Origin of the sequence: Pseudomonas botevensis (genome assembly GCF_019145475.1) — a bacterium.
In the GTDB taxonomy this organism is placed as follows: Bacteria; Pseudomonadota; Gammaproteobacteria; order Pseudomonadales; family Pseudomonadaceae; genus Aquipseudomonas; species Aquipseudomonas botevensis.
Genome location: NZ_JAHTKI010000001.1, coordinates 198,544 through 210,459, shown reverse-complemented (window position 1 = coordinate 210,459; position 11,916 = coordinate 198,544). Strand labels below are relative to the sequence as shown.

Annotated in this window: 11 protein-coding genes; 7 read left to right on the top strand and 4 right to left on the bottom strand. The window is 61.1% G+C overall.

The window, feature by feature from the left end; translation table 11 throughout:
* The first annotated feature begins 66 nt into the window (after positions 1-66).
* From KVQ74_RS00995 to KVQ74_RS00985, 3 genes are read left to right on the top strand one after another with little or no spacing between them, the layout of a single operon-like run.
* Positions 67-690, top strand: coding sequence for an FMN-binding negative transcriptional regulator (locus KVQ74_RS00995; protein WP_217829159.1), 624 nt, complete (start codon positions 67-69; stop codon positions 688-690).
* Between the two features lie 10 nt (positions 691-700).
* Complete coding sequence (locus KVQ74_RS00990) at positions 701-1,147, top strand: GNAT family N-acetyltransferase (protein ID WP_217829158.1); 447 nt, start codon at positions 701-703, stop codon at positions 1,145-1,147.
* A gap of 12 nt (positions 1,148-1,159) precedes the next feature.
* Positions 1,160-1,831, top strand: a complete 672-nt coding sequence (locus tag KVQ74_RS00985) for a GNAT family N-acetyltransferase (protein WP_217829157.1) — start codon at positions 1,160-1,162, stop codon at positions 1,829-1,831.
* A 90-nt stretch (positions 1,832-1,921) separates the two neighbouring features.
* Here the strand turns inward: KVQ74_RS00985 and KVQ74_RS00980 are convergent, their stop codons facing one another.
* Positions 1,922-2,821, bottom strand: coding sequence for a homocysteine S-methyltransferase family protein (locus KVQ74_RS00980; RefSeq protein WP_217829156.1), 900 nt, complete (start codon positions 2,819-2,821; stop codon positions 1,922-1,924).
* Positions 2,822-2,933: 112 nt separating this feature from the next.
* Here KVQ74_RS00980 and KVQ74_RS00975 point away from each other — a divergent pair, with 112 nt between their 5' ends.
* The 3 genes from KVQ74_RS00975 (at position 2,934) to KVQ74_RS00965 (ending at position 7,107) form a co-directional block, all read left to right on the top strand.
* Positions 2,934-3,755 carry an ABC transporter substrate-binding protein gene (locus KVQ74_RS00975; RefSeq protein WP_217829155.1) on the top strand — a complete coding sequence of 274 codons (822 nt, stop codon included), beginning with the start codon at positions 2,934-2,936 and terminating at the stop codon, positions 3,753-3,755.
* The gene (locus KVQ74_RS00970) at positions 3,752-4,588 is read left to right on the top strand and encodes an amino acid ABC transporter permease (RefSeq protein WP_217829154.1); all 837 of its coding nucleotides are present in this window, start codon (positions 3,752-3,754) and stop codon (positions 4,586-4,588) included. Before KVQ74_RS00975 ends, KVQ74_RS00970 begins: the two co-directional genes overlap by 4 nt.
* Positions 4,589-4,806: 218 nt before the next feature.
* A complete protein-coding gene (locus KVQ74_RS00965) occupies positions 4,807-7,107 on the top strand; it encodes an autotransporter outer membrane beta-barrel domain-containing protein (RefSeq protein ID WP_217829153.1) in 2,301 nt (766 codons plus the stop codon).
* 94 nt (positions 7,108-7,201) lie between these two features.
* Here the strand turns inward: KVQ74_RS00965 and oadA are convergent, their stop codons facing one another.
* Positions 7,202-9,010, bottom strand: a complete 1,809-nt coding sequence (oadA, locus tag KVQ74_RS00960) for a sodium-extruding oxaloacetate decarboxylase subunit alpha (RefSeq protein ID WP_217829152.1) — start codon at positions 9,008-9,010, stop codon at positions 7,202-7,204.
* Positions 9,011-9,021: 11 nt separating this feature from the next.
* Complete coding sequence (locus tag KVQ74_RS00955; protein ID WP_041073867.1) at positions 9,022-10,437, bottom strand: acetyl-CoA carboxylase biotin carboxylase subunit; 1,416 nt, start codon at positions 10,435-10,437, stop codon at positions 9,022-9,024.
* 191 nt (positions 10,438-10,628) lie between these two features.
* On the opposite strand from KVQ74_RS00955, the gene KVQ74_RS00950 reads away from it, so the two are divergent.
* Entirely contained in the window at positions 10,629-11,597 is a 969-nt protein-coding gene (locus KVQ74_RS00950; protein ID WP_217829151.1) for a LysR family transcriptional regulator, read from the top strand.
* On the opposite strand, the gene KVQ74_RS00945 is transcribed toward KVQ74_RS00950, so the two are convergent.
* Positions 11,533-11,745: a PA3496 family putative envelope integrity protein gene (locus KVQ74_RS00945; RefSeq protein ID WP_217829150.1), complete on the bottom strand. Its 213-nt coding sequence runs from the start codon at positions 11,743-11,745 to the stop codon at positions 11,533-11,535. The genes KVQ74_RS00950 and KVQ74_RS00945 overlap by 65 nt on opposite strands.
* Between the last annotated feature and the right edge of the window lie 171 nt (positions 11,746-11,916).

Sequence of the window (11,916 nt, the reverse complement as noted above, 5' to 3'; positions counted from 1 at the left end):
GAATGGCTCTTACAACAGACCAATAGCCTGCCTAGGATGCAGGCATTCGCCAAGGAAAAATTCTCCATGTACACGCCTCGCGCCTTCGCCATCGAAGACTTGTCCCAATTGCACGAACTGATCCTCGCCACCCGCCTCGCGATTCTCGTGACCCATGGCGAACACGGCTTGCAGGCCAGCCATGTGCCGGTCCTGCTGCATCGCGAACAAGGCGAGAACGGCACGCTGTACGGGCACCTGGCCAAGGCCAATCCACAATGGAAAGACCTGCGCGACGGCGCCGAAGCGATGGTGATCTTTGCCGGCCCCGACGCCTACGTCAGCCCGGGCTTTTACCCGAGCAAGGCCGAACACGGCAAAGTCGTGCCGACCTGGAACTACATCGCCGTCCACGCCTACGGTGACGCCGAAACCTTCAGCGACGGCGGACGACTGCTCGACATCGTCAGCACCCTCACCGACCGCCACGAATCCGGCCGCGCGCAACCGTGGAAAGTCGATGACGCGCCCGCCGACTACATCGACGGCATGCTCAAGGCGATCGTCGGTTTTGCCATTCCCATCGATCGTCTCGAAGGCAAGCGCAAGCTCAGCCAGAACCGCAGCCCCGCCGACATCGCCGGTGTACGCGAAGGGCTGGCTGCCAGCGCCGACGTCACCGACCAGACCCTCGCCCACTTGACGCGTTAAGGAAATCTCCATGAGTCAGATCGACATCCGCCCGGTCAACGCCGACGATCACGCGGCCTGGCTGCCCCTGTGGCAGGCTTACCTGCGTTTCTACAACACCGAACTGCCGGCCGCCGTCAGCCAGAGCACCTGGCAACGTTTTCTCGATCCCGACGAGCCGACCCACGCCGCCCTCGCCTGGGCCGATGGCAAAGCGGTGGGGATGGTGCATTTCATCTACCATCGTTCGAACTGGAGCATCGAGAACTCGTGCTACCTGCAGGACTTGCTGGTTGAGCCACAGACCCGTGGCACCGGCGTCGGTCGTCTGCTGATCGAGCATGTTTACGCCACGGCCAAGGCCGACGGTTGCTGCAAGGTGCACTGGCTGACCCACGAAACCAACGCCACGGCGATCCAGCTCTACGAGCGCATCGCCGAGCGCCCGGGCTTCATCCAGTTTCGCAAAGCCATTTAAGGAACAGCGTTCATGACCACTTCACTTGCTGACTGGAAAGGCGTCGCGGCGCCTTCGACCACCCTGATCGAAGGCCGCTTCATCCGTCTGGAAAAACTCGACCCGGCGCGCCACGGCGATGACCTGTTCAACGCCCTGCAAGGCCCCGGCGCCGACCCGAAACTCTGGGATTACCTGCCTTACGGCCCGTTCCCGGAGCGCAGCGCCTTCAATGACTGGCTGAACAATCACGCGGCCCACAGCGACCCGTATTTTTTCAGCATCATCGACCGCACCAGCGGCCAGGTGCAAGGCATCCTCAGCCTGATGTCGATCGTCCCGGCCCAGGGCCGTATCGAAATCGGTCACGTCACCTTCGGCGCGCCGATGCAGCGCTCGCCGAAAAGCACCGAAGCGGTGTACCTGCTGGCGAAGGAGTCATTCGCCCTCGGCAACCGCCGCCTCGAATGGAAATGCAACAACGGCAACGCCCGCTCCAAATACGCCGCCGAGCGCCTGGGGTTCAGTTTTGAAGGGGTGTTCCGCCAGCACATGGTTGTTAAAGGCCAGAACCGCGACACCGCGTGGTACTCGATCCTCGACTCGGAATGGCCGGCGATTGCCGCCGGGTTCGAGCGGTGGTTGAGCGATGAGAATCAGGCGGCGGACGGGCAGGTGAAGGGATTGGTTGAGTGTCGGGGTTAAAACCCGCAAAGCAAAAGATCGCCGCCTGCGGCAGCTTCTACCTGAGTCTCATGCAGGAGCTGCCGCAGGCGGCGATCTTTTGATTTTCATTCAAGCGAATTTCTGTGCCAGCACGGCGATGTGTTCCGGCCCGATTCCGCAGCAACCGCCCAAATGGCTGGCGCCGCGCAGTCGCCAATCCTGCGCCCAATGCAAATACCCCGGCGGATCAAGATCCTCGCGCAACGGGTCCAGTCCGTCATTGGCCGTCGCCTCTTTCGGCTGGGGCGGAAAAGCATTGGCGTAAGCGCCGATGTGAATCTTCACACCAAGTCGCTCAAACGTGTCGCGCGCCGCATCGATCGCGGCACCAATCACTTCAGGCTGGCTGCAATTGAAGAGCAATGTCTCGACACCCAGTTCGGCCGCCACCGCCGCCGCTTCGGTTACGGCTTCACCGGAACGCAAACGCGGCACTTCATCCGTGTCCTCATCCTTCAAGGTGAAAGACAGCCAGAATGGCTTGCCATCCTTCGGCAACCCGGCATGGATCGCTCGCGCCTCGATGATTGAACTTTGGGTTTCCGCCAGCCACAGATCAACATGCGGTGCCAGACCGTTGACCAAGGGCTCCAGCAATTCAGTCACCCGCGTGGCGTCGAACAGATCCGGCCGGTAGGAGCCGAACAGCGGCGGCAACGACCCGGCCACCCGCACGTTTTTCCCCGAAGCCTGCACCGCACGCCGCGCCAGCTCACCGGCCAACGCCGCCAGCACGCGGCCCTCTGCGGCGAAACGCTCCTCACCGATGTGAAACGGTACGACGGCGTAACTGTTACTGGTGATCACATGGGCACCGCTGGCAATGTAGGCGGCATGGACCGCCTCAACGGCTTGCGGGGCTTCGATCAGCGCCAACGCCGACCACTCGGGTTGCCGGAATGGCGCCCCGGCGCGTTGCAACTCACGGCCCATGCCGCCATCAAGAATTACCGTGCTTCCTGCGCCCATATGCTTTTCGCTCATATGCTTATGAAAATAACTCACTACCAGAGTAGCTCTTATAACTATTTAATACCCACCATTCCGTTAATCACAACCTATTTTTTATCAGGGACCGACCGTGAAACTACAACCGCTACTGGCCGCAGGCCTGACGATTCTGGCCATCTCCGGCCAAGCCTTTGGCGGTGTCACGCTGGATCGCGTCGAGCAGAAGAAAGAACTGGTCGGGGTCCTGATGGAAAGCTACCCGCCCTTCTCGTTTCTCAACGAGCAAAACCAGCTCGACGGCTTTGACGTTGATGTCGCCAAAGCCGTCGCGGACAAACTGGGAGTCAAGCTACGCCTCGAAACGCCGTCCTGGGATGTCATCGCGGCCGGCCACTGGAGCGGACGCTATGACATCTGTATCTGCTCCATGACCCCGAGCAAGGCCCGCGCCGAAGTCTTTGATTTTCCGGTCGAGTATTACGCCTCGCCAGCGGTAATCGTGGTCAACGCCAAGGATGATCGCATTCACGGCGCCAAGGATCTGAGCGGTAAAAAAGTAGGCCTGACCAGCGCTTCCAGCTACGAAAGTTATCTGAACAAGAATCTGGTCATCGAAGGGGCCGAAGACACGCGCCTGCAATACCCGTTCGAAGACGTGCAGATCGCGCCGTACGATACCGACAACGTGGCCTTCCAGGACCTGGGGCTGGGTGCCGGCGTGCGCCTGGATGCCGTACTGACCAACCTCGTCACCGCGCAACCACGGCTGAACGAAGACAAACGCTTCAAGCTGGCCGGCGAGGCGCTGTACTCGGAGCCGAACTCGGTCGCCATCGAAAAGGGTGATGCGCAGTGGAATGCCAAGGTGCGCGAGGTCTTCGCCCAACTCAAACAGGACGGCACCTTGAGCAAGCTGTCGCAGAAATGGATCGGCGCCGACATCAGTAAATGACCTCTTTCCCGACACCTCCACAGCCACCACAACCGGTGGCTGAATCACGTCTGCGACGACTCTTCGGGTTTCGCACACGCCTGTACCTGACATGGGCGGCGATGTTCTGCCTGTTCGCCGGATTCTTCCTGAGCTTCGACCTGAAGTTCTCGATCATCCTCGACAAGCTGCCCAATCTGGTCGGTCTGCACCTCGCACCCAACGGCTTCCTGCAAGGCGCGGCACTGACCCTGTTTTTGTGCCTGTGCTCGATTGTCGCTTCGTCGTTACTGGGCTTTGTCACAGCCCTCGCCCGCCTTTCGAAAAGCGCGGTGGCGTTCGGCATTGCCAGTTTTTATGCGTCGTTCTTTCGTGGCACGCCGCTGCTGATCCAGATCCTGCTGATCTACCTCGGCTTGCCGCAGTTGGGTATCGTGCCAGGCGCTGTCGTTGCCGGGATCATCGCCTTGTCACTGAACTACGGCGCCTATCTGAGCGAAATCTTCCGCGCCGGCATCCTTGGTGTTCCCTACGGCCAGCGCGAGGCATCCCTGGCACTGGGCATGCGCGAAACCGTGATTTTCTGGCGCGTCACCCTGCCTCAAGCGATGCGCACCATCATCCCGCCCACCACCAACCAATTCATTTCGATGCTCAAGGATTCGTCACTGATATCGGTAATGGGCGTGTGGGAAGTGATGTTTCTGGCGCAGTCATACGGACGCTCCAGCTATCGCTACATCGAGATGCTGACGACCGCTGCCATCATTTACTGGGTAATGTCGATCGGGCTGGAACTGATACAGGCGCGGATGGAGCGACATTACGGGAAGGCGTATCTGCGACGTGAATGAGATGAAGGGGGCGAATGATCTGGCAATCCGACAACGTCCGGAAAATTCGTAGGAAAGGGCACCGCGACAACGGGGCAAGACAAGCGCTTTCAACATCACAGGACATTTTCCGCAGAACAGAAAGCGATGTGCCCCGCGTCGCTGCAAGAAGCGGCTGACAGCCGCCACCTGGCCCGTCTTCGTACAGTTTGGCTTCCTGAAATCGGAGGTCGCACTGGATGCCCATTCAACACAGATACAAGCTCCAACATCTTGTCCTGGCAGTGGCACTGGCCGTCGGCTGTGCCGGGGTTTCGCAGGCCGAGCAAGTGGAACCGCAGGTCGATGTGGAGGTGAAACCCAAGAAAAAGCGCAAGAACGCCGCCAAGTCCACACCGCCCATTGCTGGCTCTGACGAGCCGAGCGCCCAGCTCGAACAGACACCTTCTTCTCCCGCGCCGTCAATTGACGCGCAGGTGACCGCGACAGCAGAACTCATCGTTGCCCGCGCGCCCATCGTATTCGATGAGGCCTTCTACGAAGCGGTGGGGTTCGACCATCCCACGCCAACGAATGCTAGCGTCGCCACAGAACACAACTTCGACAGTTTTCAGCACGCCTACACCACCCAGCACACCCCGCTTTCAGAAAGACTCGAAAACAACGAAGGCCTGTCCCTGCAGCTGGGCGAGGCCGATGATCTGCTCGTGATCAACAACGGCGCCCGGTGGGACGGACTCATTGACGGCGGCGCCGGCCAGAACGGTTTGCTGCTGAACGCCCGAGAAGGTGGCGAGATCGGCAGGACGAACAACTTCAAAGAGGTACGGGTCGCCAAAGGGGCCTGGACCCTCGGCCATGATTTCAACGGTAGCGCCGAGGTCAAGGCCGGCGCGGCGCTGGTGAACAATGGCTCGATCAAAGGAGATGCCCTTGTTGACCCCTCGGCGACCTATGCCGGTAACGGCGATGTGCAGAACCTGTACGTGAACGGCGCCCTGCTCGCCCTGAAAGACAACGGCCCAACCATCAGGGGCAACCTGGCGTTATCCAGAGGCGCAGAGGTGACCTACGTGGTGTCGGCCAGCGAGGGCGCCTCGCCCATCGTGGTCAACGGGACCGCGACCCTCGGCAATGCCACGCTGAACGTTCTTGGCATACCGGGTGACCATGCGCCCAGTACTGACTACACGGTATTGAATGCCGGCAAGATTGAAGGTGAGTTCGGGCAGGTCAAAAGCAGTCTGGCTTTCATGACCCCGACGCTGGCCTACTCTGATACTCAAGCGACGCTGACCTATACCCGCAACGATGTGCGCTTTGAAGATGTTTCCGGCTCAAAAAACGCTCAAGCGCTCGGCAAAAGCATTGATGAACCGTGGGCCCGGCCAAGCGCAGCCAAGCCTGACGCTCAGAAGTCCCAGGCGCCCCGGCCCCAAACGTCCCGGCCAATGGCACTGGCTCACGCGACAACCTCTCCTGCCGCGACTGCGGCGCCATCCACTCCAGGCAATGCAGCCGTCGCCGCCCTGCTCACCTCCGACAAAGCCACGACCGTCATCGCCCTCGAACAATTGGCCGGCAGCGGCAACGCCAACCTCGCCAAGGCAACCCTGAGCAGTGTTACTCCGGTCAACGCCAGCCTGCTCTCGGCCATGCACCAGCTCGACAACTTCCACGGCAGCCAAAGAAACGCACCACGCCACGCGGCAGGCAGCGCAGACACCGGCAGGGTGTGGGTTCAGGCTCTGGGGCACGGCGGCAAACTGGATCGTGACGTGGAACCCATGCAGCACGCCACCAAGGGCCTGTTGCTGGGCGCAGATTGGCGCCTCAATGAAGCATGGCGACTGGGCGTCATGGGCGGTACATCCGATACCCGGATGGACAGCCGCGAACTGGACGGCGAGCTCGACAGTTGGCACCTCGGCGCTTACGCGTTGCGCCAGTCCGGACGGATGTCGCTACGGCTCGGCGCGACCTGGAGCAGTCACGAGGGCAGTACCCGACGCCAAGTCGCGTTCGGCCGATTCACCGATCGCCTCAAGGGCAACTACGACGCCAGCACCCAGCAAGCCTTCGCCGAGCTGGGCTACAACCTGGGACGGGGCGGTGTCCGTCTCGAGCCTTTCGCCGGCGTCGGTTACCAGCGCTATCAACACGATGGCTATACCGAGAACGGCGGGGCGGCGGCGCTCAAGGTGCAGGATCAAACCCAGGGCAACCTGAACAGCACCTTCGGCCTGCGCCTGGCAAAAGTCGCCACGCTGGGCAACGGCATGCGCCTGACGCCACGGTTCAGCGCTGGCTGGAAACATGTTTACGGCGACACCGAAACCAGCACTCGCCAACGCCTGGTTACCGGCGGTCGCGACTACACCCTGTATGGCGCCGAGCTGGATCGCAACAGCCTGACGCTCGACACCGGGCTGGATCTGAGCGTATCGACCCTCCACACCCTGGGACTCGGCCTGACTGGAGAGATCGGCACCGACAGCCGCAATCACGGCATTTCCGGCCAGTGGCGAATGGCGTTCTGAGGCAGGTTTCTGTGGGGGCGGCGGCTCCCGCAGACAAAAAAAGGGGAGCACATGCTCCCCCGAGGTTTAAAGCGTTGTAATCGCGGCCGTTATCTCAGCCTTCGATCTCGATCAGGATTTCGCCCGGGTTCACCCGGTCACCCTTGGCGACGTGGATGGCGGTGACCTTGCCGGCAATCGCAGCCTGGACTTCGGTTTCCATCTTCATCGCTTCGGTGATCAGCACGGCCTGACCGGCCTTGACGTTGTCACCTTCCTTGACCAGCACATCGACGATGTTGCCCGGCATGGTGGTGCTGACATGGCCCGGAGCCGAAGCCTGTTTGCGTTTGCTGCTGCCACCGCCGACGAATTCGTTGAGCGGCTCGAACACCACTTCTTCCGGCATGCCATCGATGGACAGATAGAAATGACGCTTGCCTTCAGCCTTGACGCCGACACCGGTGATGTCCACGCGGTAGGTCTCGCCGTGAACGTCGATGACGAACTCGGTCGGCACGCCTTCGCCGCCCGCCGAGGCCACCTTGCCTGCCTCTGGAATCGGCAGCAGCACTTCCGGCGTGAGGGTGCCGGCGGCACGCTCCTCGAGGAACTTGCGCCCGATGTCCGGGAACATGGCGAAGGTCAGCACGTCTTCCTCAGACTTGGCCAGTGCGCCGATGTCGGCACGCAGCTTGGTCATTTCCGGCTTGAGCAGGTCCGCCGGACGCACATCGATCACTTCCTCGCTGCCGATGGCCTGACGACGCAGCTTTTCGTCCACGGTGCCCGGCGCCTTGCCGTAGCCACCTTGCAGGTAAAGCTTCACTTCGTTGGTGATGGTCTTGTAGCGCTCGCCGGCCAGCACGTTGAAGAACGCCTGGGTACCGACGATCTGCGAAGTCGGGGTCACCAGCGGCGGGAAGCCGAGGTCTTCGCGCACTCGCGGGATCTCCGCCAGCACTTCGCTCATGCGGTTGAGCGCGCCCTGCTCTTTCAACTGGTTGGCGAGGTTGGAGATCATCCCGCCCGGAACCTGGTTGACTTGAACACGGGTATCAACGGCGGTGAATTCGCTTTCGAACTGGTGGTACTTCTTGCGCACGGCGTAGAAGTACAGACCGATTTCCTGCAACAGTTCCAGATCCAGGCCGGTATCGAATTCGCTGCCCTTGAGGGCCGCGACCATCGATTCGGTGCCCGGGTGACTCGTGCCCCAGGCGAAGCTGGAGATCGCGGTGTCGATGTGGTCGGCGCCGTTTTCGATCGCCTTCATCTGACACATTGCGGCGAGGCCGGCGGTGTCGTGGGAATGGATGAACACCGGCAGCGATTGCTCGGCCTTCAAGGCCTTGACCAGCTCGCCGGTGGCATACGGGGTCAGCAGGCCGGCCATGTCCTTGATCGCCACCGAGTCGCAACCCATGGCTTCCATCTGCTTGGCTTGCGCGACGAAGGCCTCGATGGTGTGTACCGGGCTGGTGGTGTAGGCGATGGTGCCCTGGGCGTGTTTGCCGGCAGCCTTCACCGCTTCGATCGCCACGCGCAGGTTACGCACGTCGTTCATCGCGTCGAAGATGCGGAACACGTCGATGCCGTTGACCGCAGCCTTGGCGACGAAGGCCTTGACCACGTCGTCGCTGTAGTGACGGTAGCCCAGCAGGTTCTGCCCGCGCAGCAACATTTGCAGACGGGTGTTGGGCAGCGCGGCACGCAGCTGGCGCAGACGCTCCCACGGGTCTTCCTTCAGAAAACGTACGCAGGCGTCGAACGTCGCGCCGCCCCAGACTTCCAGCGACCAGTAGCCGACTTTGTCGAGCTTGTCGCAGATCGGCAGCATGTCTTCGGTGCGCATGCGGGTGGCGAGCAGCGATTGGTGGGCGTCGCGCAGGATGGTGTCGGTTACAAAGATCTTCTTGCTCATTGTTCTATTCCTCACAGGCCTGCGTGGGCGGCGATGGCGGCGGCGATGGCCAGGGCCAGCTCCTCGGGTTTGCGCTTGATCGAGTAGTTGGTCAGTTCCGGATGGCTTTCGACGAAGCTGGTATTGAACTGGCCGCTACGGAATTCCGGGTTGCGCAGGATTTCCTGGTAGTACGCGGCAGTGGTCTTGACCCCTTGCAGGCGCATGTCGTCGAGGGCGCGCAGGCCCCGATCCATCGCCTCTTCCCAGGTCAAGGCCCAGACCACCAGTTTCAGGCACATCGAGTCGTAGAACGGTGGAATGGTGTAACCGGTGTAGATCGCCGTGTCGGTGCGCACGCCTGGGCCGCCGGGGGCGTAGTACCGGGTGATTTTGCCGAAGCTCGGCAGGAAGTTGTTTTTCGGGTCTTCGGCGTTGATCCGGAACTGCAAGGCAAAACCGCGATGCTGGATGTCTTCCTGTTTAACCGACAGCGGCAGGCCGGAGGCGATGCGGATCTGTTCACGGACAATGTCGATCCCGGTGATTTCTTCGGTGATGGTGTGTTCCACCTGCACCCGGGTGTTCATCTCCATGAAGTACACCTCGCCCTCGGCGAGCAGGAACTCCACGGTGCCGGCGTTCTCGTAGCCCACAGCCTTGGCCGCGCGCACCGACAGGTCGCCGATGTAGGCCCGCTGTTCCGGGGTCAGTTGCGGGCTCGGGGCGATCTCGATCAGCTTCTGGTTGCGGCGCTGGATCGAGCAATCACGCTCGAACAGATGCACCACGTTGCCGAAGCTGTCGCCGAGAATCTGCGCTTCGATGTGTTTCGGGTTGACGATGCATTTTTCCAGGAACACTTCCGCCGAACCGAAGGCCTTGGTGGCTTCGGAAATCACGCGAGGGAAGTTCTGTTCGAGTTCTTCACGGCTGTTGCAACGACGGATACCGCGACCGCCGCCACCGGAAGTGGCCTTGAGCATCACCGGATAACCAATGCGGTCGCCCTCGGCCAGCGCTTCCTCGATACCCGAGACGTTGCCTTCGGTGCCCGGCGTGACCGGTACGCCAGCCTTGATCATGCTGCGGCGCGCTTCGGTCTTGTCGCCCATGCGGCGAATGACTTCCGCCGATGGGCCAATGAATTTGATTCCGCGCTCGGCGCAGATGTCTGCCAGCTCGGCGTTTTCCGAAAGGAAGCCGTAGCCGGGGTGCAGCGCATCGCAGCCGGTTTCCACGGCCAGGTTCACCAGCTTGCGCGGGTTCAGGTAACCGGCCAGCGGCTCGGCACCAATGCTGTGGGCCTCGTCCGCACGCTTCACATGCAAGGCATGCCGGTCAGCGTCGGAAAAAATCGCTACCGAGCGAATGCCCATCTCGGCGCAGGCACGCACGATTCGTACGGCAATCTCACCACGGTTGGCGATCAGGATCTTTGTTATCACTTGGAGGTTCCCTTGAGCCGGTGGTACCCACGACCTGCTAGACCCAGGTCGACGCGTGACCAAATGTTTCAATTTGGTCGCCGCTTCACACTAGCGCTCACAAGGGATTAACAAAAATGAATAAAAATTGGGTCGTGCATAAGTAAAGACTTATAGTCAACGCATCAGCCAGCGGCAAGAGTCGGTAGAAAATGCGTAAGTCTTTGATGCGTATGACATTGCGTCAATTGCAGATCTTCAACGAGGTGTGTGATTTACGCTCCTACAGCCGAGCGGCTGAAGAAATGTCTCTCACGCAACCGGCCGTCAGCCTACAGATTCGTCAACTGGAAGAGCTGATCGGCCAGCCATTGTTCGACTATGTCGGCAAAAAACTCTACATGACCGAGGCCGCCGAAGCCTTGCAACGGGCCAGCCGGGACATCTTCGGGCGCCTGGAAAACCTCGACATGCAGCTCTCGGACATGCAGGGCTCGCTGCAAGGCCAATTGAAACTGGCAGTGGAGTCCAGCGCCAAATACTTCGTGCCGCACCTGTTCGCCGCATTCAAGCGCCAGCATCCGGAAGTGAACCTGCAATTGACGGTGGTCAATCGGGGTCAGGTGATCCGCCGCCTCTCCGATAACCGCGACGATCTGGTGATCATGTCCATGGTGCCGCAGGACATGGGCCTGGAATTCCTGCCGTTCCTCAACAATCCGATTGTCGCCGTGGCACCGCCGGATCATCCGCTGTCACACATGGGGCCGCTGCGCTTGCAGGATTTGGAGCCCTACACCTTGCTGATTCGCGAACCGGGCTCAGGCACGCGCATGGCCTGCGAAGAGTACTTCAAGGAGAAGCGCGTGCACTTCACCCAGACTCAGGAAGTAGCGTCGGCCGAAGCTCAGCGAGAGTGTGTCGTGGCGGGTCTGGGCGTGGCGCTGTTGACGCGCCACGCCCTGAACCTGGAGCTGGCGACCGGCGGCCTGGTGGAGCTGCCGGTCGAGGAGTTACCGCTGTTTCGCAGTTGGTGCCTGGTGCAAGCCAAGGCCAAACGACTGTCACCGGTGGCGCACGCCTTCCTGGCGTTTGTCCGCAGCGAGCGGATCCAGATCAGCGCGCTGGTTGAGCGCTTCGACGGGAAGCGGTCGGTGCTGCCTGCCAATGGTGGAGGGTGATTTCCTCGGGAAAATCGCCGATCTCGGCCTGAAGCTGGCGAAGTTCGAAGCGATCTTCGATAGCGCGGCGAAACTCCATGCGGCGCTGGTCTTCCTGCTGACGACGGGTTTTCGCGGCGCTGTTGCGTTCTTCGTAGGGCTGAGCCATTTCGAGTCTCCCAAGGCGAGTACGGGAGTTTCACGATAGGCGTGAGGGATGACGGTTTGGCTGCGTCGGGGTTACAGAAAGGTGAAAGTTCGCGTTGGCGCCGGTGTTTTTGAGGACGCCTTCGCGGGCAAGCCCGCTTCCACAAAACGGTGGGAGCGGGCTTGCCCGCGG

Excerpts from the sequence above, each read along its gene's own strand:
- KVQ74_RS00995 (WP_217829159.1), top strand. The coding sequence starts at position 67 with ATGTACACGCCTCGCGCCTTCGCCATCGAAGACTTGTCCCAATTGCAC.
- KVQ74_RS00990 (WP_217829158.1), top strand. The coding sequence starts at position 701 with ATGAGTCAGATCGACATCCGCCCGGTCAACGCCGACGATCACGCGGCC.
- KVQ74_RS00985 (WP_217829157.1), top strand. The coding sequence starts at position 1,160 with ATGACCACTTCACTTGCTGACTGGAAAGGCGTCGCGGCGCCTTCGACC.
- KVQ74_RS00980 (WP_217829156.1), bottom strand. The coding sequence starts at position 2,821 with ATGGGCGCAGGAAGCACGGTAATTCTTGATGGCGGCATGGGCCGTGAG.
- KVQ74_RS00970 (WP_217829154.1), top strand. The coding sequence starts at position 3,752 with ATGACCTCTTTCCCGACACCTCCACAGCCACCACAACCGGTGGCTGAA.
- KVQ74_RS00965 (WP_217829153.1), top strand. The coding sequence starts at position 4,807 with ATGCCCATTCAACACAGATACAAGCTCCAACATCTTGTCCTGGCAGTG.
- oadA (WP_217829152.1), bottom strand. The coding sequence starts at position 9,010 with ATGAGCAAGAAGATCTTTGTAACCGACACCATCCTGCGCGACGCCCAC.
- KVQ74_RS00950 (WP_217829151.1), top strand. The coding sequence starts at position 10,629 with ATGCGTAAGTCTTTGATGCGTATGACATTGCGTCAATTGCAGATCTTC.
- KVQ74_RS00945 (WP_217829150.1), bottom strand. The coding sequence starts at position 11,745 with ATGGCTCAGCCCTACGAAGAACGCAACAGCGCCGCGAAAACCCGTCGT.